The sequence below is a fragment of the Rhodococcus koreensis genome, from assembly GCF_017068375.1.
GTDB lineage: Bacteria > Actinomycetota > Actinomycetes > Mycobacteriales > Mycobacteriaceae > Rhodococcus_F > Rhodococcus_F koreensis.
In genome coordinates this window covers 2,122,682-2,148,712 of the sequence record NZ_CP070609.1, presented here as the reverse complement: position 1 = coordinate 2,148,712, position 26,031 = coordinate 2,122,682, and the positions used below count along the sequence as shown (strand labels likewise).

General features: G+C 69.6%; 26 protein-coding genes. 18 read left to right on the top strand and 8 right to left on the bottom strand.

Going from position 1 to position 26,031, the window contains the following annotated elements; all coding sequences use genetic code 11:
* Positions 1–130 precede the first annotated feature (130 nt).
* The 3 genes from JWS14_RS09975 to JWS14_RS09965 are packed head-to-tail and all read left to right on the top strand — an operon-like array spanning position 131 to position 2,655.
* Positions 131–1,228 (top strand): LLM class flavin-dependent oxidoreductase, encoded by a 1,098-nt coding sequence (locus tag JWS14_RS09975; RefSeq protein WP_206013052.1) that lies wholly within the window; start codon positions 131–133, stop codon positions 1,226–1,228.
* Positions 1,212–1,658, top strand: coding sequence for a MarR family winged helix-turn-helix transcriptional regulator (locus tag JWS14_RS09970; RefSeq protein WP_206013051.1), 447 nt, complete (start codon positions 1,212–1,214; stop codon positions 1,656–1,658). The genes JWS14_RS09975 and JWS14_RS09970 overlap by 17 nt, the downstream gene beginning before the upstream one ends.
* A 19-nt stretch (positions 1,659–1,677) precedes the next feature.
* Entirely contained in the window at positions 1,678–2,655 is a 978-nt protein-coding gene (locus JWS14_RS09965; RefSeq protein WP_206013050.1) for a pirin family protein, read from the top strand.
* Positions 2,656–2,667: 12 nt separating this feature from the next.
* On the opposite strand, the gene JWS14_RS09960 is transcribed toward JWS14_RS09965, so the two are convergent.
* From JWS14_RS09960 to JWS14_RS09950, 3 genes are read right to left on the bottom strand one after another with little or no spacing between them, the layout of a single operon-like run.
* On the bottom strand, positions 2,668–3,612 hold the full coding sequence (locus tag JWS14_RS09960) for a serine/threonine dehydratase (RefSeq protein WP_206013049.1): 945 nt from the start codon (positions 3,610–3,612) through the stop codon (positions 2,668–2,670).
* A gap of 30 nt (positions 3,613–3,642) precedes the next feature.
* Positions 3,643–4,071 (bottom strand): PaaI family thioesterase, encoded by a 429-nt coding sequence (locus tag JWS14_RS09955; RefSeq protein WP_072940095.1) that lies wholly within the window; start codon positions 4,069–4,071, stop codon positions 3,643–3,645.
* A 4-nt stretch (positions 4,072–4,075) separates the two neighbouring features.
* Positions 4,076–4,639, bottom strand: coding sequence for a TetR/AcrR family transcriptional regulator (locus JWS14_RS09950; RefSeq protein WP_072940098.1), 564 nt, complete (start codon positions 4,637–4,639; stop codon positions 4,076–4,078).
* A gap of 89 nt (positions 4,640–4,728) precedes the next feature.
* Between JWS14_RS09950 and JWS14_RS09945 the strand changes: the two genes are divergently transcribed.
* A complete protein-coding gene (locus JWS14_RS09945; RefSeq protein ID WP_206013048.1) occupies positions 4,729–5,931 on the top strand; it encodes an adenylate/guanylate cyclase domain-containing protein in 1,203 nt (400 codons plus the stop codon).
* Between the two features lie 83 nt (positions 5,932–6,014).
* Entirely contained in the window at positions 6,015–6,320 is a 306-nt protein-coding gene (locus tag JWS14_RS09940) for a hypothetical protein (protein WP_072940103.1), read from the top strand.
* A 5-nt stretch (positions 6,321–6,325) separates the two neighbouring features.
* On the opposite strand, the gene JWS14_RS09935 is transcribed toward JWS14_RS09940, so the two are convergent.
* Positions 6,326–6,886 carry a TetR/AcrR family transcriptional regulator gene (locus tag JWS14_RS09935; protein WP_072940105.1) on the bottom strand — a complete coding sequence of 187 codons (561 nt, stop codon included), beginning with the start codon at positions 6,884–6,886 and terminating at the stop codon, positions 6,326–6,328.
* Positions 6,887–6,990: 104 nt separating this feature from the next.
* Between JWS14_RS09935 and JWS14_RS09930 the strand changes: the two genes are divergently transcribed.
* A complete protein-coding gene (locus JWS14_RS09930) occupies positions 6,991–8,433 on the top strand; it encodes an FAD-dependent oxidoreductase (protein WP_206013047.1) in 1,443 nt (480 codons plus the stop codon).
* Here the strand turns inward: JWS14_RS09930 and pepN are convergent.
* From pepN to JWS14_RS09910, 4 genes are read right to left on the bottom strand one after another with little or no spacing between them, the layout of a single operon-like run.
* Positions 8,423–10,930, bottom strand: coding sequence for an aminopeptidase N (gene pepN / locus JWS14_RS09925; RefSeq protein WP_206013046.1), 2,508 nt, complete (start codon positions 10,928–10,930; stop codon positions 8,423–8,425). The two genes, JWS14_RS09930 and pepN, sit on opposite strands and share 11 nt — an antisense overlap.
* Positions 10,931–10,967: 37 nt before the next feature.
* Positions 10,968–11,822, bottom strand: coding sequence for an EamA family transporter (locus JWS14_RS09920; RefSeq protein WP_206013045.1), 855 nt, complete (start codon positions 11,820–11,822; stop codon positions 10,968–10,970).
* Positions 11,823–11,841: 19 nt separating this feature from the next.
* The gene (locus JWS14_RS09915; RefSeq protein WP_206013044.1) at positions 11,842–12,642 is read right to left on the bottom strand and encodes a crotonase/enoyl-CoA hydratase family protein; all 801 of its coding nucleotides are present in this window, start codon (positions 12,640–12,642) and stop codon (positions 11,842–11,844) included.
* A 57-nt stretch (positions 12,643–12,699) separates the two neighbouring features.
* Positions 12,700–13,554 carry an SDR family oxidoreductase gene (locus tag JWS14_RS09910; protein WP_259375852.1) on the bottom strand — a complete coding sequence of 285 codons (855 nt, stop codon included), beginning with the start codon at positions 13,552–13,554 and terminating at the stop codon, positions 12,700–12,702.
* Positions 13,555–13,645: 91 nt separating this feature from the next.
* Here JWS14_RS09910 and JWS14_RS09905 point away from each other — a divergent pair, with 91 nt between their 5' ends.
* From JWS14_RS09905 to rpsG, 12 genes are all read left to right on the top strand, one after another.
* A complete protein-coding gene (locus tag JWS14_RS09905; RefSeq protein ID WP_206013043.1) occupies positions 13,646–14,437 on the top strand; it encodes a TIGR03084 family metal-binding protein in 792 nt (263 codons plus the stop codon).
* Positions 14,434–16,140, top strand: coding sequence for an acyclic terpene utilization AtuA family protein (locus tag JWS14_RS09900; RefSeq protein ID WP_206013042.1), 1,707 nt, complete (start codon positions 14,434–14,436; stop codon positions 16,138–16,140). The genes JWS14_RS09905 and JWS14_RS09900 overlap by 4 nt, the downstream gene beginning before the upstream one ends.
* Positions 16,137–17,285, top strand: a complete 1,149-nt coding sequence (locus tag JWS14_RS09895) for an acyl-CoA dehydrogenase family protein (protein WP_206013041.1) — start codon at positions 16,137–16,139, stop codon at positions 17,283–17,285. The genes JWS14_RS09900 and JWS14_RS09895 overlap by 4 nt, the downstream gene beginning before the upstream one ends.
* Complete coding sequence (locus JWS14_RS09890) at positions 17,282–18,880, top strand: acyl-CoA carboxylase subunit beta (protein ID WP_072940130.1); 1,599 nt, start codon at positions 17,282–17,284, stop codon at positions 18,878–18,880. The genes JWS14_RS09895 and JWS14_RS09890 overlap by 4 nt, the downstream gene beginning before the upstream one ends.
* 8 nt (positions 18,881–18,888) lie before the next feature.
* Entirely contained in the window at positions 18,889–20,883 is a 1,995-nt protein-coding gene (locus JWS14_RS09885; RefSeq protein WP_206013040.1) for an acetyl/propionyl/methylcrotonyl-CoA carboxylase subunit alpha, read from the top strand.
* Positions 20,880–22,070, top strand: coding sequence for an acyl-CoA dehydrogenase family protein (locus JWS14_RS09880; protein WP_206013039.1), 1,191 nt, complete (start codon positions 20,880–20,882; stop codon positions 22,068–22,070). The genes JWS14_RS09885 and JWS14_RS09880 overlap by 4 nt, the downstream gene beginning before the upstream one ends.
* Positions 22,070–22,870, top strand: coding sequence for an enoyl-CoA hydratase family protein (locus JWS14_RS09875; RefSeq protein ID WP_095862589.1), 801 nt, complete (start codon positions 22,070–22,072; stop codon positions 22,868–22,870). The genes JWS14_RS09880 and JWS14_RS09875 overlap by 1 nt, the downstream gene beginning before the upstream one ends.
* Before the next feature lie 59 nt (positions 22,871–22,929).
* Complete coding sequence (locus tag JWS14_RS09870) at positions 22,930–23,571, top strand: TetR/AcrR family transcriptional regulator (RefSeq protein ID WP_072940135.1); 642 nt, start codon at positions 22,930–22,932, stop codon at positions 23,569–23,571.
* A gap of 38 nt (positions 23,572–23,609) precedes the next feature.
* Positions 23,610–24,134: a DUF3558 domain-containing protein gene (locus JWS14_RS09865; RefSeq protein ID WP_095862590.1), complete on the top strand. Its 525-nt coding sequence runs from the start codon at positions 23,610–23,612 to the stop codon at positions 24,132–24,134.
* An 11-nt stretch (positions 24,135–24,145) separates the two neighbouring features.
* Positions 24,146–24,685, top strand: a complete 540-nt coding sequence (locus JWS14_RS09860) for a DUF3558 domain-containing protein (RefSeq protein WP_206015962.1) — start codon at positions 24,146–24,148, stop codon at positions 24,683–24,685.
* A gap of 362 nt (positions 24,686–25,047) precedes the next feature.
* Complete coding sequence (gene rpsL / locus JWS14_RS09855) at positions 25,048–25,422, top strand: 30S ribosomal protein S12 (protein WP_005252198.1); 375 nt, start codon at positions 25,048–25,050, stop codon at positions 25,420–25,422.
* A complete protein-coding gene (gene rpsG / locus JWS14_RS09850; protein WP_005252199.1) occupies positions 25,422–25,892 on the top strand; it encodes a 30S ribosomal protein S7 in 471 nt (156 codons plus the stop codon). The genes rpsL and rpsG overlap by 1 nt, the downstream gene beginning before the upstream one ends.
* The last annotated feature ends 139 nt before the right edge of the window (positions 25,893–26,031 follow it).

Genomic DNA, 26,031 nt, shown 5'->3' with positions numbered 1-26,031 from the left:
CCGAACGTCGCCGAGGGCGGCAAGCGCACTGCGCTTGCCGCCCTCGGCCGTTTCCGGAATAGGCCGAAGTGGTTGAATGTTGCAATAGGTTCATGCAAATGCATGGAGTTCTGACGCGAGAGGAACAGCTATGCAGTTCGGAATCTTCACCGTCGGCGACGTCACGGCCGATCCCACTACCGGCCGCACACCCACCGAGCACGAGCGCATCAAGGCGATGACGACCATCGCCAAGCACGCCGAGGACGTCGGGCTCGACGTGTTCGCCACCGGCGAGCACCACAACCCGCCGTTCGTGCCTTCGTCACCCACCACCATGCTGGGCTACCTCGCCGCGCAGACCGAGAAGATCATCCTGTCCACGTCCACGACGCTGATCACCACCAACGACCCGGTGAAGATCGCCGAGGACTACGCGATGCTGCAGCACCTCGCGAACGGCCGGGTGGATCTGATGATGGGCCGCGGAAACACGGCCCCCGTCTATCCGTGGTTCGGCCAGGACATCCGGCAGGGCATCCCGCTGGCGCTCGAGCACTACCGGTTGCTGCGCCGACTGTGGGACGAGGATGTCGTGGACTGGCAGGGGCAGTTCCGCACCCCGCTGCAGGGCTTCACCTCCACGCCGCGCCCGCTCGACGGAATCCCGCCGTTCGTCTGGCACGGGTCGATCCGCAGCCCGGAGATCGCCGAGATCGCGGCATTCCACGGCGACGGCTTCTTCGCCAACAACATCTTCTGGCCCAAGGAGCACTACATCGCCCTGATCAACCTCTACCGCGAGCGGTACGAGCACTACGGCCACGGCCGCGCGGACCAGGCGATCGTCGGCCTGGGCGGGCAGGTGTTCATGCGCCGCAACGCCAAGGACGCCGTCGACGAGTTCCGGCCCTACTTCGACAACGCCCCGGTCTACGGCCACGGGCCGAGCCTCGAGGACTTCACCGACCAGACCCCGTTGACCGTCGGCACCCCGGAGCAGGTGATCGAGAAGACCCTGACGTTCGCCGACTTCTTCGGCGACTACCAGCGGCAGTTGTTCCTTGTCGACCACGCGGGACTTCCCCTGAAGACGGTGCTCGAGCAGCTGGATCTGCTCGGCGGCGAGGTCGTGCCCGTGCTGCGCAAGGAGTTCGCCGCCCGCAGGCCTGCCGGGGTGCCGGACAACCCGCCGACGCACGCGTCGATGAAGTCCGATCGCGAGCCGGTCGATGCCGCCCGTCAGTAGGGCCGAACGGGCGGCCGAGGCGTGGGAGGCGCTGTTCCGAGCGCAGGTCGCGGTGATGCGGAATCTCGCAGCCGACGACGTGTGGGACGAGCTGAGCATGCGCGAGTACGACGTGCTGTTCACGCTCGGCCGGGCACCCGGGCGCAGGCTGCGCCTGCACGACCTCAATCGGGAGATCCTGCTCAGCCAGCCGTCGCTGAGCAGGCTCGTCGAGCGGTTGGCCGGCTCCGGGTACGTCACCCGGGAGGGCGATCCCGCCGACCGCCGCGGGACCGTCGTCGCACTGACCGAGGAGGGTGTGCGGGTGCAGAAGTCCGTCGGACGCAGGCACGCGGCGAGCATCCGGCGGCACGTCGGCTCGGCCTTGTCCGAAGACGAACTCGACACGCTCACCGAACTCTGCGCGAAACTACGCGGCGCACAGGACTGACGAAAGGCACGATGGAGCAGTGAGCAATCTGGAGACGAACACGGTGGAAGAGCGGTGCGAATCGCACCCCGACGGCGGCGGCATCCAGGTGCTCGGCGCGCGCGAGGTCCCGCTCGGCGGCCCCCGCGCGATGCCGGTCCGGCGCACCCTCCCGCAGCGCGACCGTTCGCTGATCGGAGCCTGGTGCTTCGCCGACCACTACGGTCCGGACGACGTCGCGAAGACGGGCGGGATGAACGTGCCGCCGCACCCGCACACGGGACTGCAGACGGTGAGCTGGCTGTTCACCGGCGAGATCGAACACCGCGACAGCATCGGCTCGCACGCGATGGTGCGTCCCGGTGAGGTCAACCTGATGACCGCGGGGCGGGGGATCGCGCACTCCGAGGTCTCGACACCGCAGACGCGGATCCTGCACGGCGCGCAGCTGTGGGTGGCGTTGCCGGCGTCGGCGCAGGACGCGGAGCCGGCATTCGAGACGTACGCGCCCGATCCGGTCGTCCGGGGCGGGGCAACGGTGCGAGTGTTCCTCGGAAGCACGGTGGGCTCCACGTCGCCGGTGCGCACGTTCACGCCGCTGCTCGGTGCTGAAATCCTGCTGGAGCCGGGTGCCGACATCACCCTCGACATCGAGCGCGGCTTCGAGGTGGGGGTGCTCGTGGACGAGGGTGAGGTGCAGCTGCGCGGGACCACGCTGCGCTGGGCGGAACTCGGTTATCAGCCGCCGGGCGAGTCGCTGGTGGCGCTGCGCAACACGGGCGGTACCCGGGCGCGGCTGCTGGTGCTCGGCGGCGAGCCGCTCGGCGAGCAGGTGATCATGTGGTGGAACTTCCTCGGCCGCAGCCACGAGGACATCGTCGGCTACCGCCGCGAATGGCAGTCCGAAGTCCGGGGCGCCGCGCCCGCCGACCCCCGGTTCGGCACGGTCGAGGGCTACGACGGCGATCCGCTGCCCGCCCCCGAACTGCCGAACAGCCGCCTGAAACCGCGCAGCTGACGGGCGGCCGGATCAGTAACTGGTCAGCGACGTGTTGGCGCCGCACAGCACCACGCAGAGCGGCTTGTCGCCGGTGGGGCGGAGCTGTCCGGTGACGATCGCGGCGAGCGCCGCTGCCGTGCCGTGCTCGACGACGATCCGGAACTCCTCCCACAGCAGCGTTCGCGCGTCGATCAGGGCCTCGTCGTCGACGATGAGGCTGGAGACGGGCCGCGAGCGGACCGTCTCCCAGGCGATGGAGCCGATCCGGGTGGCGCCGAGGGAATCTCCGGCGATGCTGTCGATGTCGATGTCCGCGGGTTGCCGGGCGGCGACCGCGGAGTGCAGCGTCGCCGCTCCGCTCGGCTCCACGCCGAAGATGCTGTCGTCCTCGCCGCTGCCGGCGATGACGCCGGACAGCAGTCCGCCGCCGCCGACGGCGATCACGTAGGACAGCGGCTCGGCGACGTCGTCCTGGATCTCGAGCGCGATGGTGCCCGCCCCGGCCACGATGTCGGGGAGATCGTAGGCGTGCAGGGCGAGGGCGCTCGACGACGCCGCGAGTTCCGTCGCGTACTCGGCCGCCTCGGCGTACCGGTCGCCGACCTTGCGCACGTCCGCGCCGAGTGCGATCAGCTTGTCGATCTTGACGTCGGGCGCCGTGACGGGGACGACCACGGTGCACTTCACACCCCGGAGCCGCGACGCCCACGCCGCTCCGATGGCGGCGTTCCCGCCCGACGCGATGACGACGCCTGCGTCGTCGAGGCGTCCGTCCTCCTCGGCGTGCAGCAGCGCGTTGAGACTGCCCCGCACCTTGAACGAGCCGCCGTACTGCAGGAATTCGAGTTTGAAGATCACCGGCACGGCGCCGTGGACGGTGGGCACGGTGGTGCGGAACGTAGGGGTCCGGCGGATCAGGCCGGTGATACGTTCACGCGCCCTGTCCACGGATGCGCGATCGACGGAATCAGCCATGGTCTCATCGTTCCATCCCGTGTGCCGCGACTATCGCGGCTGCTTGACTGTCGCCGTGCCCTGGGCGGCGGCGCACAGTACCTCCGAACCGTCCTCCTGCACCGCGTAGATGTCGCACCGGCACAGCGCCTGGCGGCGAGTGGACGCGTCGGCCCGGGCGTCCGCTCGCAGCAGCACGCCCTGCGCGGGCCGGAGGTAGGTGATCGTGAAGCCCGCGGTCATGATGTTCGCGCCGAGGACCGTGCCCGCGGCGAACGTGAGGGCGTTGTCGGCGGCGTACGACAGGACACCGCCGTGCACGAAGCCGTTCTGTTGCCGCAGTTCGTCCCGGACCGGGATCTCGAGGGTGGTGCCGCCCTCGCCGAACTGCGTCATCCGTGCGCCGACTAGCACGCTGAACGGCTGGGCCTCCAGCACGGCCTGCGCGGTGTCGGCGGTGAGCGCGACGTCGACTGTCATCCCTTTACTCCTGGTTTCGTAACGAATCCCACGCGGCGCGCGCCAGTTCGGGCGCGACCGTGGTGGGGTCGGTGGTCATGGCGCCCGCGAGCCATTGGCGCGAGTACTCCTGCGCCGGGCCGAGCCACAACGCGTAGAGCACGTCGAAGTCGAATCGGCGGACCGTTCCGTAGTGTTCGTGGACCCGCCACCAGTGGGTGACGTCGCGGAAGAACGCGGCATTGGTGGTGTCGGCCCGCTCGTCGACGCCCGGCGGGCGCGGCGCGGCGAGGATGGTGGCCCGCTGTGGGTTGCCGGACACCCAGTGCAGGTGGCGGACGACGGCACCTTCCACCCCGGACCGGGCATCGGCGCATTCCGCGAGTGCGGCCCGGAATCCGCCCTGGTAGTCGGCGAGTGCGCGCAACCAGACCTGCAGGTACAGCTCTTCCTTGTTCGGAAAGTGGTGGTAGACGGCTCCCACGCTGACCCCGGCCTCCTGCCGGATGTCGGCCAGCCGGGTGCCGAGGACGCCGCGGCGGGCGAAATGGCCCTCCGCCACGTCCAGTAACAGACTTTGAATCGGCACACACCGAATATAGTTCGGTCCCGGTCGCGGGGACAGGGAGTTCGGAGGATTACGGCGAAGGGCGACGTCGTTCCTGGGACGATGGGGACGTGCGCACTCCGCGACAGCCCCGACGGATCACGCCCCGGACGGGACGTCTGGTGTCCCCACCGACCCGCCCGCTGCGACGCCCCGGTCCGCCGCCGTCGCTGCTCCACGAGTTCGAGCGCGCCGGCCTCCTCGACGGGCTCAGCGGGCCGGACCGGTCCGCGCGCATGGGGGTGCTGAACACCCTCATCGAGGACGGGGCGTCGGTCGACGATCTCCGCGGCGCCGCGCGGGGCGATCGCCTCGCACACGTGCTGCTCGAGCACGCGCTGTCGCCGAAAGGCCGGTACAGCATCGACGACATCGCCCGGAAGGTGGGCGTCACCGTCGACGACGCCCGCCGGTGGTTTCGCGCCATCGGGCGGGGTGCGTCGGCGGACGGCACGTTCTACGACGACGGCGACCTCGACCTCGCGCGCGGACTGGAGCAGTACCGGGATCTGGGTCTCGACGAGAGCGCCATCTTCGCGGCCGCCCGGGTGCTCGGCCGCAACCTCTGGACGGTCGCCGGCGCCGCGGACTCGCTCCTGCAGGAGCGGCTCGAGGCGACGCGCGAGCATCCCGAGGTGGCCCTGCGGTACGCGGTGGAGATGCGTCGCATCGTGGATTTCGAGGCGCAGATCCTGGCTCATCTCATCGCCACCACTCTGCGCCATCAACTCCGGTCCGACGCGGTGGGAATCGCGGGCGACGCGAACCTCCAGGTGCGGGGAGCGCAGGAGGTCGGGGTCTGTTTCGCGGACCTCGTCGGATTCACGCTGCTCGGGGAGCAGGCGGAGCCCGCCGATCTGGGCCGGGTGGCCGAGCGCCTCGACCTGGTGGCCGCGGATCTGGTGTCGCCGCCGGTGCGTCTGGTGAAGACGATCGGGGACGCCGTCATGATGGTCTCGCCCGATCCCAACGCGCTGGCGCATGTCGCGCTCGACCTCGTGCAAGCCGCGCGCGCCGAGGGGCTTCCGCAGTTGCGGGCCGGGATCGCCTGGGGCACGGCGGTACCGAGCGCCGGCGACTGGTTCGGCAGGCCGGTCGCCATGGCCGGTCGCGTCGTCACGGTCGCGCCGTCCCAGGAGGTGGTCGTGACGGGGGAGTTCTACGACGAACTGGACAGCGACGAGTTCTGGGGTGAACCGGCGGGCAGTCACCGGCTCGAGGGAATCGACGCCCCGCAGAAGCTTTTCGGGATCGGCCGCCGGTCCGTGGCCTGACCGGCGCGCCGCCGGAAAACGTGTCGTACCCTCGCGATACGGTCATGGCACAGCTCACAGAAGCACATCGAGCGAGGCGCAACATGACTGGCGATTCGGGCGCAGACTGGCATTTCTACGCAGTGGTGGAGACCGCGGTGGACGGCGGTCACACGCTCGCCGCGTTCGGGCCGAGGCCGACGGCGCTCGACGCCCTCCGGCTGGCCGTCCATTCGGTCAACCACACCGCGTATTCGGTTCTCGAACAGGGGATTGCGGGTGATCCGCGGGCCGACGCGAGCGTCGTCGAGCGGTTGCCGATCACGTCGTTCACCATCCGGCGGCACCGCCGCAGCACGAGTGAAATCGACGCCCGCTGGATGCTGAACGGCGGCAGACATCACCGGTAGGGCGGCTACTGCGGTTCCGTGGTGAGGTAGTACTCGAGCACGGGCCCGACCCACCGCATCAGCTGTTCGTGCGTCATATCCGCGAGGGGCGGCACCCGGAGTACGTAGCGGGAGAAGGCGAGTCCGAGGACCTGCGACCCGACGAGGGCCGCGCGCTCGTCGGCGTGATCGGCCGCGACCGCTGCGAGCGCGGGCGCCACCTGGCGGGCGAAGACCTGCAACATCGCCTCGGCGGCCCGCGGGCTGCTGGCCGCCGCGCGGAGCAGGGGGAGGAACGCGCCGTCGTTCTCCCACACCGCGAAGAAGCGCGGCATCAGCACGGTCGCGAGTTCCCGCACCGGAACGTCGCGGAGGTCGGGGAGGTGCAGTTCGAATTCGGCGGCCTCGGCGAACAGCGATTCCTTGTTGGTGAAGTACCGGACCACGAGTGCGGGGTCGACGCCGACGTCCGACGCGACGGCGCGCATCGTCGTGCGTTCGTAGCCGTTCGTGCCGAACCGGGCACGGGCCGCGTCGAGGATCGCGGCGCGGGTGGCGACGGCGGAGCGGGCGCGGCGTTCAGGCATTCCCGAAGTGTAGTCAACAACTGTTGACCTGGCGTCGGGATGCGTCTACCGTCAAAGTCAACAGTTGTTGACTTGCTGGGAACCTTTCGATCGGAGGCAACGTCATGAAGCACATCGACGTGGTGGTGATCGGCGCGGGACCCACCGGATGCATGCTCGCTGCCGAGTTGGCGACGGCGGGCCGATCCGTGACGGTGCTCGACAAACGCGCCGCGCCGTCGACCCTCAGCCGCGCATTCGGCGTCCACGCCCGCACTCTCGAACTGCTCGACGCCCGCGGACTCGCCGACCGTCTCGTGGCCACGGGCGCCGCCTCACCGGGCCTGAAACTGTGGCGCGGCGCAGCGCTGAACCTCGGGCGCCTGCGGTCCCGCTTCCCGTACGTCCTCGTCACCCCGCAGCAGAACGTCGACGCCCTCCTCGAGGCGCACGCCCGGGAGCGCGGCGCCGACTTCGTCCGGGGTTTCACCGTCACCGGGGTGGAGCAGGACGGGGACGGCGTCCGCGTTCACGGCCACGACGGTTCGGGACGCGCCGGCACGTTCCACGCGGCGTATGCGGTCGGTGCGGACGGCGCGCACAGCGTGGTGCGGACGTTGATCGGGCAGCCGTTCCCGGGCAAGGCCGTGCTGCGGTCGATCATGCTCGCCGACGTCGAACTCGAGAACCCGCCGGACAACCTCGTGACCGTCAACGCCGTCCGCGACGGATTCGCCTTCATCGCGCCATACGGCGACAACCTGTTTCGCGTGATCGCCTGGAACCGCGAACACCAGGTGGACGACAGCGCCCCCGTGGACCGGGAGGAACTGCGCAGCACCATCCGACTCGCGATGGGCACGGACTACGGACTCGGCGACGTGCGGTGGCAGTCGCGATTCCACAGCGACGAACGGCAGGTCCCGCAGTACCGGACGGGCCGGGTGTTCCTCGCAGGCGATGCCGCCCACGTGCATTCACCGGCGGGCGGCCAGGGGATGAACACCGGCATCCAGGACGCGATGAATCTCGGCTGGAAACTCGCGGCCGTCCTCGGCGGCGCCGACGACGCGGTGCTCGACACCTACCACTCCGAACGGCACCCGGTGGGGCGGATGGTGCTGCGGTCGAGCGGAGCCACGATGCGCATGATGACCGTGCGGCCGTGGATTCTGCGGAAGCTCCGGAACGGTGCGGTGGCAGCGCTACTCGGATTCCCGCCGATCGGCGACGCGGTGGCGCGGATGTTCTCGGGCATCGGTATCGGCTACGGCCACGACGCCGGCGAGAGCGCCCTGGTGGGCCGGCGCGCCGAAGACCTGCCCACCGACGCCGGCCGACTCTACGAGGTGCTGCGCTCGGGCGGGTTCGTCCTGGTCACCGAGTCGGGCGCGCCCGTTCCCGGCGGCATTCACGCGGTGACCCGGACCGATGCCGGGCCCGCACTGCTCGTCCGTCCCGACGGGTACGTCGCGTGGGCCGGCGACAGCGCGTCGGGACTGTGGCGCCGCACCCTGGAACGCTGGACCGCCCGCGCCGCGATCGGGGCCGGGCCGGTCAGCCGGTAACCTCCGAGCTGTTGAAGGCCTGCGCCCGCAGGTCCCGCGCGAGGTGATCCCGCTGCTCGAGCACCAGCCGGCGTAGCGCGGCGGGCGCATCGGTGTTGCTCGCGAGCCATTCGTCCGCCGCGTCGAGGTTCGTCTCGGACGGGAACAGCCCGACCACGATCCGCCGGGCGATCTCGATGCTGCGCGTCTCCCACACCGAGCGGATCGCGGCGAAGTAGTCGGCGGCGTATCCCGCGACGAGGTCTTGCCGGGCGCCTGCGCGGAATCCGGCGATGATCGCGCCGAGGTGGTCGTTGGACAGTGTGCGGTCGTGGAAGATCGCGTCCCAGGCCTTCGCCTTCACGCCCGGGTCCGGTCGCGAGAACGTCGCCCGCAGGTACGCGGTGCGGCCGGAACCGGTGTCGTCGCGGCGCAGTTCACCGTCGAGGTCCGCGTCGCCGACGTGCCCGGTGGCGGCGAGCGCGCCCCTCAGCGCCCACCGCAGGTCCGGGTCGAGCGACAACCCGGTCGGTGCCTGCCCGTCGGTGTCGAGCAGCGACCGGATGTCCTCCGCGCGACTGTCGTCCACCTCGGCGGCGGCCGCCACCGCACGTGCCCAGGCGAGTTGGCTCCCCGACGCAGGCGGGGCATCCCACAATGCACGCCACGTGTGGTCGAGCCACTCGCGACGAGCGACGGCGCGCGCGGTCTCGGGCAGATAGTGCTCGATCGCGTACGGGGCGTTGGCCAGCACGGACGTGAGCAGGGTCAGGTGCGATTCCGCCGGGGAGAACCGCTGGGCCATCGACTGATACCGCTTCGCGCCCAGTTCGCTGTCGCGGGTCGTGTTCCACAGCGACGACCAGATCAGGCCACGCGCCAGCGGGTCCCGCACCCGGTCGAGGGACTGCTCGACGGTGCTCAGCGATCGATCGTCCAACCGCACCTTCGCATACGTCAGGTCGGCGTCGTTGAGCACCACGAGCGGCGCGTCGTCGAGGTCGATCGGGGTGCGGGCGACCGCGAGGTCGACTTCGACCCGCGCCGCGCACACGAGATCGCCGGCCGCGTCGAACTCGTAGCGTCCCACGCCGAGCCGATGTGGGCGCGGATCGGTCTGCACGATCGCGGCGCGCCCGTCGGGGTCCCGTTCCAGACTCAGCGCGGACACCCCGGTGGTCTGCAACCAGGCGCGTGCCCAGCTCGTCAGGTCCCGGCCCGACGTCGCCGACAATTCCGTCAGCAGATCCGTGAGGGTGGTGTTCCCGAACGCGTGGGCGCGGAAGTAGCGGCGCGCGCCCTCGAAGAACGCCTCCCGCCCGGCGTACGCGACGAGTTGCTTGAGGACGCTGGCGCCCTTCGCGTACGTGATGCCGTCGAAGTTCAGTTTCGCGGCCTCGAGGTCGACGATGTCCGCCACGATCGGATGCGTTGTCGGCAGCTGGTCCTGCAGGTACGCCCACGCCTTGCGGCGGTTGGCGAAGGCCACCCACGCGTCGGTCCACCGGGTGGCTTCCGCGTTCGCCAGTGCGCCCATGTAGTCGGCGAACGATTCCTTGAGCCACAGGTCGTCCCACCACACCATCGTCACGAGGTCGCCGAACCACATGTGGGCCATCTCGTGCAGGATCGTGTTCGCGCGGCCCTCGTACTGGGAATCCGTGGCGGCGCCGCGGAACACGTACGCCTCGGTGAACGTCACGCAGCCCGGGTTCTCCATTGCCCCGAGGTTGTACTCGGGAACGAACACCTGGTCGTACTTGCCGAACGGGTACGGGTAATCGAAGCCGTCCGCGAAGAAGCTCAGCCCCTGCCGGGTGATCTCGAAGATCGTGTCGGCGTCCAGGTACTGCGCGAGCGACGCCCGGCAGAGGACGCCCAGCGGGATCGTGAGGTCGCCGCCGCTCCACTCCGAGTCCACCCGGTGGTAGGGCCCGGCCACGATCGCGGTGATGTAGGTGGAGATCGGCAGGGTCGGCGCGAACGTGACGGCCTGCCCGCCGATCGTGTCTTCCCGCTCGGCGACCTGCTGGTTGGAGATCACCTCCCACCCGTGCGGCGCGGTGACGACGAACGTGAACGGCGCCTTCAGGTCCGGCTGCTCGAAGCACGCGAACACCCGCCGCGCGTCCGCCGGTTCGTACTGCGTGTAGAGGTACGTCCGGTCGTCGGCCGGGTCGAGGAACCGGTGCAGTCCCTCACCGGAACGGCTGTACTCGCCCCGGGCGGCGACCGTCACGACGTTCGATTCCCGCAGCCCGCTCAACGCAATGCGGGCGCCGTCGTAGTCGACGGGCACGCCGGCGCCGTTGACGGTCACCGACTCCACCCCGGCCCCGAGGAAGTCGAGCCAGGTCGTGGACGTGCTCGCGGTGAACTCGACGGTGGTCGTGGTCGCGAACGTCGCGACCTCCGGGTCGACGGCGCCGAGGACGTCCAGTTCCACCCGATAGCCGAGAACCTCGATCGCGCGGGAACGTTCGGCGGTTTCGGCTCGGGTCAGGTTCGCGGTGCTCACGGGTCGATCCTGCCAGCCCGGCCCGTCGTCCGTGCCGCTACCGGTTGCTCAGCACGGATCCGACGCCCGCCGCGACGACGAGCGCGATCGCGGCCAGCGACTGCGGTCCGAGGACCTGCCCGAGCACGATCACCCCGGCGAGGGTCGCGGCCGCCGGTTCGAGCGCGATGAGTACGGCGAACACCTTCTTGCTCATCACCTGCAGCGCCCGCAGTTCGAGCGAGTACGGAATCACCGAGGACAGCAAGGCGACCGCGGCGCCGACGGCCAGGATCCGGGGATCGAACAGCGCGGTGCCGCCCGACACCGCGCCGAGCGGAATTGTCAGCACCGCTGCGACGATGCTCGCCCCGGCCAGGCCGTCCGCGCTGGGTACCCTCGCGGCGAGGTGGGAGCCGGCGACGATGTAGCCGGCCCAGGCCGTACCGGCGACGAGCGCGAACCCCACCCCCACGAGGTCGAGGGACTCGGCGCCCGAGTTCTCGCGCAGGCCGAGCAGGACCACCCCGGTCAGCGCCGCGAGCACCCACACGCCGTCCTGCAGTCTCCGCGACAGCACGGCGGCGAGGGTGAGCGGACCCAGGAATTCGATGGTGACCGCGGTGCCGAGCGGGAGCCGCGCGAGGGCCTCGTAGAACGCCGAGTTCATCACGGCGAGTGCCACTCCGAGTGCGAGAACACCCTGCCGCTGCGTGCGTGTCCACCGTCGCCACCGCGGCCGCACGAGCACCCCGAGGATGATCGCCGCGATCGTCAGGCGCAGCGACACGGCGCCGCCTGCGCCGACCGCATCGAACAGGGTGCTCGCGAACGCGGCACCGAACTGGACGGACAGCACCGATCCGAGGACCGAGACGACGGGGAGAAGTTGACTGCGCGGCTCGGCTGTCACGGGTGTGCGCTGCCCGGGGTCACCGGCCGGTGAAGTTCGGAGTGCGGCGGTCGAGCATCGCGCCGACCGCCTCGTGATGGTCCGCGGTGTGATGGGCGAGCGACTGCATGGCCGCCGACAGTTCGAGGAGGCTCTCGATGCTCTGGTGACGGCCCTCGCGCAGCAGTTTCTTGGTCATCCGCAGCACCTGCGGCGGGTTGACCGCCACCCGGTCGGCGAGCGCCCGCGCCGCGTCGAGGAGTTCCCCCGGTTCGACGACCTGCGAGACGAGTCCCCATTCGAGCGCCTTCGCGGCGTCGATCGCGTCGCCGGTGAACGCCATCTCGCTGGCCCGCGCCATCCCGACGGCCTGCGGAAGGAACCAGGCGCCGCCGTCGCCGGGAACGAGTCCGACCTTGACGAAGCTCTCGGCGAACACGGCGGCCGTGGAGGCGATCCGCATGTCGCACATCAGCGACAGGTCGCAGCCGGCGCCGATCGCGGGCCCGTTGACGGCGGCGATGGTCGGCACCTCGCAGTGGTAGAGGGCGAGCGGGATGCGCTGGATGCCGTGCCGGTAGCCCTGACGCAGGTCGGCGGGGGAGCCGCCGAACATTCCCGCGCGGTCGCGCATGTGCTTGACGTTGCCGCCGGAGGAGAACGCCGAACCGGCACCGGTGACGATCGCGGCGCGCACACTGGGATCACCGTTGACGTCGGCCACCGCATTCTCCAGCGCCTCGATCACGTCCGGCTCGGAGATGGGATTGCGGGCCTCCGGGCGGTTGAGCGTCCAGGTGACGATGTCGCCTTCGCGGGTGGTGAGCACGGCGTCGGTCATGGACGACTCCCTCGGGTGTGAGCGCGGATTCGAGACCGTCCCAGTCTGTCATTGCGCTCAGATGCCGGTGCGCCGTACCAGTGCGTCGGTGGCGGACGGCGCGAACGTGCCGAGTAGCCGGAACAATTCGGCGTAACTGGGGAGCAGTTCGATCGGGCGGGTGCGCACCGCCGTGACGAACCATTCCGCCGCCTGCTCGGGAGTCAGTGCCGCCATCGCGTCGTAGTCCGCGGTGGGCGCGATCATCGGAGTGCGGACCAAGGGGAAGTCGAGGGTGGTCACCGAGATCCCGCGGTCGCGCAGTTCGGCGCCGAGGCTGCGGCCGAACGCGCCGACGGCCGCCTTGGACGCGTGGTAGGCGGAGAACTTGGGCATGACCCCGGCCGGCACACCCCACGTCGCGACGTTGATGACGTGCCCCTCGCCGCGCTCGAGCATCGACGGGAGCAACTTCAGGGTCAGCCGCGTCGAGCCGAAGTAGTTGACGGCCATGGTGCGTTCGAAGTCGTGGAAGCGGTCCAGCGAGTCCTCCACGGTCCGCCGGATCGACCGTCCGGCGTTGTTGACGAGAACGTCGACGGGTCCGATCTCCCCGAGCACCCGCGCGACGAGGGCGTCGACGGACTCCGGGTCCGTGAGGTCGCACGGGACGGCGTGGGCGTCGCAACCCGATCGCAGGATGTCGTCGCGCACCGACTCGAGGGCGTCGGAGCCGCGGGCGACGAGGACGACCTCCGCGCCGAGGGTCGCGAGCCGGCGTGCCGCCGCTTCGCCGACGCCCGAGGAACCGCCGGTGACGAGGATCCGCTTCCCGGCGACGGTGTGGCCGGTTCCCGGGACCAGTCGGGCTGCCAGTGTGCGCGGGGTGGGGAGTGGGTTGAGCGCGGCCTGGGTGAGCATCTGTCGGATCACGTGACCAGGATGTCAGCTCGCCGAGCGATGCGCAGCCAAATAACAATCAATCGTGCTTGCTTTTTTATCGGGTCGGTGTGATGCTGGTCGCATGGCTGAACTGCAGAGGTTCATCGATGATCTGTGCGCCGAGAGCGACTCGCTGGACGCGCTCGTCGCCGACCTCCCCGACACCCGCTGGGCCGATCCGACACCGGCCGAGGGCTGGACCATCGCCCACCAGATCGGACATCTGCTGTGGACCGACGAGGCCGCGCTGCTGGCGATCACCGACCCCGACGGCTTCACCGAGCAGCTGACGGTGGCCGCCGCGAACCCCGGTGGATTCGTCGACGCCGGCGCCGCCGAACACGCCCGGCGCGCACCCGCGGAACTCTTGGCGGCGTGGCGTTCGGCCCGAACACGGCTCGCGGAGGCCCTCCTGGCCGTGCCGCCGGGACAGAAGATCCTCTGGTACGGCCCGCCGATGAAGGCGGCGTCGATGGCTACCGCCCGGTTGATGGAAACCTGGGCGCACGGCCAGGACGTCGCCGACGCGCTCAGAGTGCCGCGCAAACCCACCGAGCGGTTGAAGAGCATCGCCCACCTCGGCGTCCGCACCCGCGACTTCGCCTACGCCGTCAACGAACTCGCCCCGCCCGCGGAGGAGTTCCGCGTGGAACTCACCGCCCCCGACGGAGTGTCCGTCTGGACGTGGGGTCCCGAGGGCGCCGCGCAGAAGGTCACCGGACCCGCCGAGGACTTCTGCCTCCTCGTCACCCAGCGCGCGAACCGTGCCGACCTCGCCCTCGCGGCCACCGGCGCGGACGCCGACGCGTGGCTGAACATCGCTCAGGCCTTCGCGGGCCCGGCGGGCGGCGGCCGTGAGGCGGGAACCCGATGACCGTGCGGATCGGCAACTGCTCCGGCTTCTACGGCGACCGCCTGTCGGCGATGCGCGAGATGCTCGAGGGCGGCGAACTCGACTATCTGACCGGCGACTACCTCGCCGAACTCACCATGCTGATCCTCGGCCGCGACCGCATGAAGGACCCGAACCGTGGCTACGCCAAGACGTTCCTCCGTCAGGCGGAGGACTGCCTCGGGCTCGCCCTCGACCGCGGGGTTCGCATCGTCGCGAACGCCGGCGGGCTCAACCCTGCCGGCCTCGCGGACGCATTGCGGGAGGTGAACGACAGACTGGGGTTGCAGGCGAAGATCGCCCACGTCGAAGGCGACGACCTGATCGGCCGGGCCGCCGAACTGGGGCTGGGTAGCCCGCTGACCGCCAACGCCTACCTCGGGGCGTGGGGCGTCGTCGAATGTCTGAACGCCGGCGCCGACGTGGTCGTCACCGGACGGGTCACCGACGCGTCCGTGATCGTGGGCCCGGCCGCCGCGCACTTCGGCTGGCAGCGAGACGATGTCGATCAGCTCGCCGGCGCCGTGGTCGCGGGACACGTCATCGAGTGCGGCACTCAGGCGACGGGCGGCAACTACGCGTTCTTCACCGAGATCGACGACCTCGACCGCCCCGGGTTCCCGATCGCCGAGATCGACTCGGACGGATCGTCCGTCATCACCAAGCATCCCGGCACGGGCGGCGCCGTCACCGTCGGCACCGTCACCGCGCAGTTGCTGTACGAGATCACCGGCGGCCGGTACGCCGGACCCGACGTGACCGCGCGGATCGACACCGCCGCACTGTCGCAGGACGGCCCCGACCGGGTCCGGATCAGCGGCGTCAGCGGGGAGGCGCCGCCGCCGCAGCTCAAGGTGTCGCTGAACACGCTCGCCGGCTTCCGCAACGAGGCCGTGTTCGTGCTCACCGGCCTCGACATCGAGGCCAAGGCGGCGCTCGTGAAGCGGCAACTCGAAGGGTGGCTGCCCACCCGGCCTGCCGAACTCGACTGGTCGCTCGCCCGCACCGACCACCCGGACGCCGACACCGAGGAAGCGGCGAGCGCGCTGCTGCGCTGCGTGGTCCGGGACCCCGACGCCAACGCCGTCGGTCGCGGATTCTCTTCCGTCGCAGTCGAAATGGCCCTCGCGAGCTACCCCGGATTCACGCTGACGGCGCCGCCCGGGCAGGGGCAGCCCTACGGGGTGTTCACCCCCGGCTACGTGTACGCCAAGGAGGTGCCGCACGTCGCGGTGCTGCCGGACGGCACCCGCGTCGACATCGAACCCGCCACCGACGTCCGGGAACTCGCGGACGTCGACGAGCCCGCGCTCCCGGAACCGCGGGCGGCGGAACCCACGGTCCGGGTCGCGCTCGGCACCATCGCCGGGGCACGCAGCGGCGACAAGGGCGGCAACGCGAACGTCGGTGTGTGGGTGCGCACCGACGAGCAGTGGCGGTGGCTGGTCCACGCATTGACCGTCGACGAGGTGAAGCGCCTGCTCCCGGAGGCCGCCGATCTCACCGTCACGAGGTACGTGCTGCCGAAACTGCGCGCCGTCAACTTCGTGATCGAGGGAATCCTCGGGCAGGGCGTCGCGTCCCAGGCCCGGTTCGACCCGCAGGCCAAGGGCCTCGGCGAATGGCTGAGATCCCGGCACCTCGACATACCCAAAGCACTCCTCCCCGAAGGGACACCGTTGTGAGCGTGTGGGACACCCCCGAGCGGCAGGAACTGCGCAAGACGGTGCGCAGCTTCGTCGAACGACAGATACTGCCGCACCTGGACGAGTGGGAGCGCGACGGTGAACTGCCCCGCACCCTCCACCGGGAGGCCGCCGAACTGGGACTGCTCGGCGCCGGCTTCCCCGAATCCGTCGGCGGCGAGGGCGGAGACCTCGTCGACGCGGTGCTGATCTGCGAGGAATTCCACCAGGCGGGTGCGTCGGGCGGTGTGTTCGCTTCCCTGTTCACCTCGGGAATCGCGCTGCCGCACCTCGCCACCGCGGGCGATCCCGAGCAGATCGAGAAGTGGGTCCGCCCCACCCTGCGCGGCGAACTCATCGGCTCGCTCGCCATCACCGAACCCGGTGGCGGTTCCGACGTCGGGCATCTGCGGACCACCGCGGTCCGCGACGGCGACCACTTCGTCGTCAACGGGTCCAAGACGTTCATCACGTCCGCCGTCCGCGCCGACTTCGTGGTCACCGCCGTCCGCACCGGCGGCCCTGGCGCGTCCGGGGTCTCCCTCCTCGTGATCGAGAAGGGCACACCCGGATTCGAGGTGGCGCGCAAACTCGACAAGATGGGCTGGCGCGCGTCGGACACGGCCGAATTGTCGTTCGTCGACGCACGGGTACCCGCCGCCAACCTGGTCGGCGAGGAGAACAGCGGGTTCGCGCAGATCGCCCAGGCCTTCCTCACCGAGCGCATCGCCCTCGCCGCGCAGGCCTATGCGAGCGCGCAGCGGTGCCTCGACCTCACGCTGGCGTGGGTACGCGACCGGGAGACGTTCGGCTGTCCCCTGATCAGCAGGCAGTCGGTGCAGAACACAGTCACCGAGATGGCCCGCCGGACCGACGTCGCCCGCGTCTACACCCGGGCGCTGGTGGAGCGCTCGCTCGTGTCGAACGAGGACTTCATCGCCGAGGTCTGCTTCGCGAAGAACACCGCCGTCGAGGCGGGCGAGTGGGTGGCCAACCAGGCCGTTCAGCTGTTCGGCGGCCTCGGCTACATGCGGGAGAGCGAAGTGGAACGACAGTACCGCGACATGCGCATCCTCGGAATCGGTGGCGGCACCACCGAGATCCTGACGGGGCTCGCGGCCAAGCGATTGGGGTATCAGTCATGACCACGTTGAAATCCGCCCTGGACACCGGTTCCGAGGAGTACGCCGCCGCCGCGAACGCGATGACGGAAAAACTCGCCGAGATCGAGACCGAGCACGCCAAGGCGCTCGCGGGCGGCGGCGAGAAATACACCGAGCGGCACAAGAAGCGCGGCAAACTCCTCGCCCGAGAGCGCATCGAACTGCTCCTCGACCCGGACTCGCCGTTCCTCGAACTGTGCCCGCTCGCGGCGTGGGGCAGCGACTTCCCGGTCGGCGCCAGCACCGTGGTGGGCATCGGCGTCGTGGAAGGCGTCGAATGCCTGATCGTCGCGAACGACCCGACGGTCCGCGGCGGAACCAGCAACCCGTGGACGCTGCGGAAAGGATTCCGCGCCAACGACATCGCCCGGCAGAACCGGCTCCCCGTCATCTCCCTCGTGGAATCCGGCGGCGCCGACCTTCCCACGCAGAAGGAAGTGTTCATACCCGGTGGGCGCATGTTCCGCGACCTCACCCAGCTGTCCGCGGCGGGTATCCCGACCATCGCCCTCGTCTTCGGCAACTCGACCGCCGGCGGCGCGTACATCCCCGGCATGTCTGATCACGTCGTCATGATCAAGGAACGGTCCAAGGTGTTCCTCGCCGGGCCGCCGCTGGTCAAGATGGCCACCGGTGAGGAATCCGACGACGAAACCCTCGGCGGCGCCGAGATGCACGCCCGCAAGTCCGGTCTCGCCGACTACTTCGCCGTCGACGAGCAGGACGCCATCCGGATCGGCCGCAGCATCGTCAAACGCCTGAACTGGAAGAAGCAGGGCCCGGCGCCGCGCGCGGAGGTGATCGAACCGCTCGAGGATCCCGAGGAACTGCTCGGCATCGTCCCCGCCGACCTCAAGATCCCGTTCGACCCCCGCGAGGTCATCGCCCGCATCGTCGACGGCTCCGACTTCGACGAGTTCAAGCCGATGTACGGATCGTCCCTCGTCACCGGCTGGGCCGAACTGCACGGATATCCGGTGGGCATCCTCGCCAACGCGCGCGGCGTGCTGTTCAGCGAGGAATCGCAGAAGGCCACCCAGTTCATCCAGCTCGCCAACCGTTCGAACACCCCGCTGCTGTTCCTGCACAACACGACCGGCTACATGGTCGGCAAGGAGTACGAGGAAGGCGGGATGATCAAGCACGGGTCGATGATGATCAACGCCGTCTCCAACTCCACCGTCCCGCACATCTCGATCCTGCTCGGCGCGTCCTACGGCGCCGGCCACTACGGCATGTGCGGACGCGCGTTCGACCCCCGATTCCTGTTCGCCTGGCCGAGTTCCAAATCCGCCGTCATGGGCGGCGCGCAGCTGGCCGGCGTCATCTCCATCGTCAGCCGGGCCTCCGCCGAGGCGCGGGGGCAGGCGTTCGACGAAGAAGCCGACGCCGGGATGCGCGCGATGATCGAGAACCAGATCGAGGCCGAATCCGTGCCGATGTTCCTGTCCGGTCGCCTCTACGACGACGGCGTCATCGACCCGCGCGACACCCGCACCGTGGTGGGAATGTGCCTGTCGGCCATTGCCAACGCCCCGATCGAAGGCGCCGAGAACTTCGGCGTCTTCCGGATGTGAGGCACGACATGATCCAGTCCGTACTGGTTGCCAACCGCGGCGAGATCGCCCGCCGCATCTTCGCCACCTGCCGCCGCTCAGGCATCGGGACCGTCGCCGTGTTCTCGGACGCCGACGCACTCAGCCCGCACGTCACCGAGGCCGACGCCGCGGTCCGGTTGCCGGGCAACAGTCCAGCCGACACCTACCTGCGCGGTGACCTCGTCATCGAGGCAGCGCTCCTCGCCGGTGCCGACGCCATCCACCCCGGCTACGGGTTCCTGTCCGAGAACGCGGAATTCGCGCGCGCCGTCCACGATGCGGGGCTGACGTGGATCGGACCGCCCGCGCCCGCCATCGAGATGATGGGTTCCAAGGTCGAGTCCAAGAAGTTGATGGCCGCCGCGGGGGTCCCGGTGCTGGCCGAACTCGATCCGGACGCCGTCACCGAAGCCGATCTGCCGGTGCTCGTCAAGGCGTCCGCCGGCGGCGGCGGACGTGGCATGCGCGTGGTGCGTGAACTCGCGGACCTTCCGGAACAGCTGGAAGGCGCGCGGCGCGAAGCGCAATCGGCGTTCGGCGACCCGACCGTGTTCTGCGAGCGCTACCTCGAGACGGGCAGGCACATCGAGGTCCAGGTGATGGCCGACCGGCACGGAACCGTGTGGGCGGTGGGGGAGCGTGAGTGCTCCATCCAGCGCCGGCACCAGAAGGTGGTGGAGGAGGCGCCGTCGCCGCTGGTCGAGGCCGTCCCCGGAATGCGTGAGCGGCTGTTCGAGGCCGCCCGGCTCGCGGCGAAGGCCATCGACTACGAGGGGGCGGGGACGGTCGAGTTCCTGGCGACCGGACGAGCGGACACCGACGGTGGGGACTTCTTCTTTCTGGAGATGAACACCCGCCTGCAGGTGGAGCACCCGGTCACCGAATGCACCACCGGTCTCGACCTGGTGGACCTGCAACTGGAGGTGGCGTCGGGTCTGGCACTCGACGCGGATTCGCCCGCCGTGTCCGGCCATTCCATCGAGGTCCGGCTGTACGCCGAGGACCCCGCGCAGAACTGGCAGCCGCAGAGCGGGCCGGTCCACCGCCTGGCGCTACCCGGCACCGCGGTCGAATTCGACGTTCTCCGCACGCCGGGCATCCGCCTCGACTCCGGGGTGGTCGACGGGTCCACCGTCGGCGTGCACTACGACCCGATGCTCGCGAAGGTCATCTCGTTCGCGCCCACCCGGACGCAGGCAGCGACCCGGCTGGCGACGGCACTGGGCCGCACGCAGATCCACGGTCTGCGCACCAACCGCGACCTCCTGGTCAACGTGCTCCGCCACCCGGCGTTCCTCGCGGGCGACACGGACACCGCCTTCTTCGACACCCACGGACTGGACGTGCTGGCGCAGCCACTGGCGTCGGTGGAGACCGAGCGACTGTCGGCGCTGGCCGCCGCCCTCGCCGACGCCGCGCACAACCGTGACGTCGCGACGGTCGACTCGACGCTCCCCAGTGGGTGGCGGAACCTGGCGTCCGCGCCGCAGTCAAAGACGTTCACCGGTACCGGCGGCGACGTCGAGATCCGGTACCTGCTCACCCGGTACGGGCTGAAGGCGGAGGGTTTCGACGACGTCTCACTCGTGTCCGCGACGGCACGGCACGTCGCACTCGACGCGGCGGGGCTGCGCCGCTCGTTCGAGGTGTCCCGGTACGGGGACGACGTCTTCGTCGATTCCACGCTGGGCCCGGTGAGCCTGCACGCCGCACCGCGATTCACCGATCCGAGTGCCGTCGTCGCCGAGGGGTCGCTGCTCGCGCCGATGCCGGGTTCCGTGATCCGCGTCGGCGCGGCGGTCGGTGATGCGGTGACCGCCGGTCAGCCGATCGTGTGGCTCGAGGCGATGAAGATGGAACACACGATCAAGGCGCCGGCGTCCGGTGTCCTCACCGAACTTTCCGTGACCGTCGGCACGCAGGTCGACGTGGGAACAGTCCTGGCAGTAGTCGAAGCAGCGCACGCTGAAGGAGAATCATGAGCTTCATCGAGACAGAAGAACAGAAGGAACTCCGCGCGTCCGTGTCGAGGCTCGGGGAGCGCTTCAACTACGTCGACTACGTGCTTCCGCGGGCGCGGCGCGGCGAACCGCTCACCGAATTATGGAACGAGGCGGGCAAACTCGGCTTCCTCGGCGTCAACCTCCCCGAGGAGTACGGAGGCGGCGGCGCGGGTATCTACGAATTGGCGCTCGTCCAGGAAGAACTCGCCGCCCACGGCGCCGGACTCCTGCTGGTGGTCGTCTCGCCCGCCATCTGCGGCACGATCATCGGCAAGTACGGCACGGCGGACCAGAAGCAGAAGTGGCTCCCCGGACTCGCCGACGGCTCGAAGATCATGGCGTTCGGCATCACCGAGGCCGACGCGGGGTCGAACTCGCATCAGATCACGACCACTGCGCGGCGGGACCGGTCGAGCGGAGCGAGGGGTGATGGTGGCGGCGAGGATTGGCTGCTGTCGGGGAACAAGATCTATATCTCCGGGGTCGACCAGGCGGACGCCGTCCTGATCGTCGCGCGGACCGAGGACTCGAAGACCGGCAAGCTGAAGCCTGCGCTGTTCATCGTCCCCACCGACGCCGAGAACTTCGTGAAGACGCCGATGGAGATGGACATCGTCGAGCCCGACCACCAGTTCATGCTGTTCCTCGACGACGTCCGGTTGCCCGCCGACGCGCTCGTCGGCGAGGCCGACGCGGCCCTGATGCAGCTGTTCGCGGGACTCAACCCCGAACGCATCCTCGGCGCGTCGATGGCGATCGGCATGGGCCGCTACGCGCTGGACGCCGCGGTCCGGTTCGCGAAGGAACGCACGGTGTGGAAGGAGCCGATCGGCACACACCAGGGCATCTCGCATCCGCTGGCGCAGATCAAGATCGAACTCGAACTCGCCAAGCTGATGATGCAGAAGGCCGCCGTCCTCTACGACAGCGGCGACGACTTCGGCGCCGCCGAGGCCGCCAACATGGCCAAGTACGCCGCCGCCGAGGCCAGCATCAAGGCGCTCGACCAGGCCGTCCAGACTCACGGCGGCGCGGGCCTGACCAAGGAATACGGTCTCGCGGCGATGCTCGGCGCGGCCCGCATCGGCCGCGTCGCGCCGGTGAGCAGGGAAATGGTCCTCAACTTCGTCGCCCAGCACTCGCTCGGGCTGCCGAAGTCGTACTGATGTCGAACGGACAGCACATGACCGACGTGGAAGCCGACCGGTACGTCCGGTACGAGGTGAATCGAGGGTTCGCCACCCTCACCCTCGACTCGCCCCACAACAGGAACGCGATCTCCGGCAGGCTCGTGGACGAGCTGCTGCAGGGATTGCGGGACGCCGCCGCGGACATCGACGTCCGCGGCGTCGTCCTCACCCACACCGGTGGCACGTTCTGCGCCGGGGCGGATCTGAGCGAGACGTCCGGCGACGTCGGCTCGCGCACCCGGCAGATGGCCGAACTGCTGCGCGCCATCGTGGAGCTGCCGAAACCGGTGATCGCCCGGATCGACGGTCACGTCCGGGCCGGGGGCATGGGGCTGGTCGGGGCGTGCGACCTCGCCGTCGCCGGCCCGCGCAGCACGTTCGCGCTCACCGAGGTCCGGCTCGGGCTCGCCGCGTCGATCATCTCGCTGACCGTGCTGCCCCGCATCGATTCGCGCGCCGCGAGCCGCTACCTGCTCACGGGCGAGAAGTTCGGCGCCCACGAGGCGGAGGCGATCGGGCTGATCAGCGAGTCCGCCGAGGACCCGGAGGACACCGTCGAGGAATTGCTGGACCAGTTACGGCAGGCGTCGCCGCAGGGTCTGGCCGAATCGAAGACGTTGACCACCCGCGGTGTGCTCGCCGACTTCGACCGCTACACCGACGCGCTGACCGCCCAGTCGGCGAGGCTGTTCGAATCCGAGGAGGCGCGGGAAGGCATGATGGCGTTTCTGCAGAAGCGGCCACCGAGATGGGCCTCCGGCCCTGTGCGTGGTTGACGAGTCTCTGGACTCGTCAACCACTCACGGGCGCGCAGCGCGACGAGAGGAAGTGACACATGACCCGCGAACCGAAGCAGGACCGTAGCCGGGTCACGCGCGGACATCTCCTCGAGGTCACCATCGACTGCCTAGCGGAACTGGGCTGGGGCGCGACGACGGTCAGCCTCGTCGCCCAGCGCGCCGGCGTGTCCCGCGGCGCGACCCAGCACCATTTCCCCACCCGCGAAGACCTCATCACCGCGGCGCTCGAGGTCATGTTCGACGCCCGGATGGAGCAGGCCCGGCGCGAGGCCACCGACCTGCCGACCGGGGAGGGGCGCACCGAGGCGGTGGTGTCGCGGCTCGTCGACTACTACACCGGCACCCTGTTCAAGGCGGCGCTGCAGGTGTGGACGGCGGCCGCCGCCGACCCGGAACTGCGGGCCCGGATCGTGCCGCTCGAGGAACGGTTCGGGCGGGTCGCGCACCGCACCGCCGTCGAACACTTCGGGTTCGACGACGCCGATCCGGTGGCGCACCGGCTCGTCCAGGCCACCCTCGATCTCGCCCGCGGACTCGGCCTGGCCGACGTGCTCACGGACGACTCCAAGAGGCGCGCGGAGATCGTGCGGCAGTGGGCTGCGCAGTTGGACGCGGCACTACCGCGGGGCGGCAGATCTGTAGAGCCCAGGCGCCTCGACGTGGCCGTTCTCGACTGACCGGGCAAAGATCGCGGCGATCGGTAGAGTCACCGACCATGGGCCGGAAATGGGGAGCGCTCGTCCTGATCACCGTCGCGGCCGGTCTGGCCGGCTGTGGGGGAGATGGAGACGATTCCGGTACCGCACCCGCCGCACAGAGTCTTCCGCAGGTGACCGATCCGGGCCCGTTCTTCGGCCAGTGCGGTTCGGTCACCGACGACGAGGTGGCGAAGGCGTTCGGCATGCCTCCCTTCACCGGGGTGACGCGCAATTCCGTCGGCTGCGAGTGGGAAACTGCGGGAATAGGCGGTCCCAGCGTCACGTTCTCCTGGTACCGCGGTAGTCCGATCGGCCGCGAGCGGGCGGGTTCGGAGCTGATCGGCAGGCCGGCCACCGACATCGACGTCCAGGGACATCCCGGATTCATCGCGTCGTCCGAAGGAATTCTGTGTGAACTCGGTGTGGAGTTCGGCGGTGACTTCGTGCACTGGTCGGTGATGTATGCGGACGCGCAACCCGCGGCCGATCCGTGCAAGGTGGCGCGCGACCTCGCCGAACTCAGCGTGTCGAGGGCCAAGTGAGCGGGGGAGTGATGGGCAGGCGGACGTGGCGCGCCGTGCGGGTGCTGACCGCGGCCACCGCGATCGGGCTGATCGCGGGGTGCGGGTCGACGATCGAGGGCTCACCGAGGGTGGAGGGCAGTTCCTCCTCGGGGGACACCGAACAGTTCACGGCCCTGCTCGAGGAGTGCAACGCGGTCGCCGACGAACAGATCGCGCAGACCGTCGGCGCCGACGCCATCCAACGAGGCTTCTTCGGCGCGATCTGCCGCTGGGACGCGGTCGGCGCCAACGGTCCCGTGAAGGTGACGTTCAACTGGTTCGAGACGGGTTCCCTCGACACTGAGAAGTCGACCGCGGAGAAGCTCGGCTACACAGTGGAAGCGTCCACCATCCAGGGGCGCAGGGCCGTCGTGATGCGTCCGCCCGGCGATCCGGGGGCGTGCGGAGTGACGGTCGGGTCGCCCTCATCGGGGGTCGTCGGCTGGTGGGTACAGTTCCAGGCGGGGGCGGCAGACCCGTGCCAGGCGGCATCGACGCTTGCGGATCTGACGCTCAATCTGAGTAGTTGATGTGCCCGTGTCCGTACCGACAGCTCCAAGCAGTACCCCACATCGCAGGTCAGCCCTTACCATTGCCCGCCCACTTTGACCTTCCGGCGCGCCGCCGGGTATCGTTGTGGGTCGTGTCCGGCATGCCCGGGCCGATCTGTGTGCCTAGCGAGGTATTGCCGTGCGCGCGTTCGTGCAGATTTCTGCATGGAACGAGCATCCGGCTGCCTGTGTGGGGGTATGCGACACACCCGACCTCGGGTGCAGCTCGAGGTGCGGGTGAGGGGCAGCAGCTCTCTTGCCCCAACTGCTAGATCCCTAATTTCAGAACAGCCAAGGTTGCTTGTCCAGAGCAGTCTGTTCAACACGAAGAAAGCCGGTAAATGCCAACCATCAACCAGCTGGTCCGCAAGGGCCGCCGCGACAAGACCGCGAAGGTCAAGACGGCAGCCCTCAAGGGCAGCCCGCAGCGTCGTGGCGTGTGCACCCGCGTGTACACCACCACCCCGAAGAAGCCGAACTCGGCGCTCCGTAAGGTCGCGCGTGTGCGCTTGACCAGCTCCGTCGAGGTCACCGCTTACATCCCGGGCGAGGGCCACAACCTGCAGGAGCACTCGATGGTGCTCGTCCGCGGTGGTCGTGTGAAGGACCTCCCCGGTGTGCGCTACAAGATCATCCGCGGCTCCCTCGACACCCAGGGTGTCAAGGGCCGCAAGCAGGCCCGCAGCCGCTACGGCGCCAAGAAGGAGAAGAGCTAATGCCACGTAAGGGCCCCGCTCCGAAGCGTCCGCTCATCAACGACCCGGTCTACGGTTCGCCCCTGGTGACGCAGCTCGTCAACAAGATTCTCCTGGACGGCAAGAAGTCCACCGCCGAGCGCATCGTGTACGAAGCACTCGAGCAGGCGCGCGAGAAGACCGGCACCGATCCGGTCGTCACCCTCAAGCGCGCACTGGACAACGTCAAGCCTGCCCTCGAGGTTCGCAGCCGCCGTGTCGGTGGCGCCACCTACCAGGTGCCGGTCGAGGTCCGTCCGGGCCGCTCCACCACCCTCGCGCTCCGCTGGCTCGTGACCTTCTCCCGGCAGCGTCGTGAGAAGACGATGGTCGAGCGTCTCGCCAACGAGCTCCTCGATGCCAGCAACGGCCTGGGTGCCGCTGTGAAGCGCCGTGAGGACACTCACAAGATGGCCGAAGCCAACAAGGCATTCGCCCACTACCGCTGGTGACGTCACGTCGGAGCAGTCACCAACCGTGACTGCTCCGGCGTCGTCGCACGTCGGGCCCCTACCGGGGACCGGCTGATCTACAACTCGAGACAATGGCCCCGCTGGTGGAACACCGGGGAGGCCGACACCCGATACACGA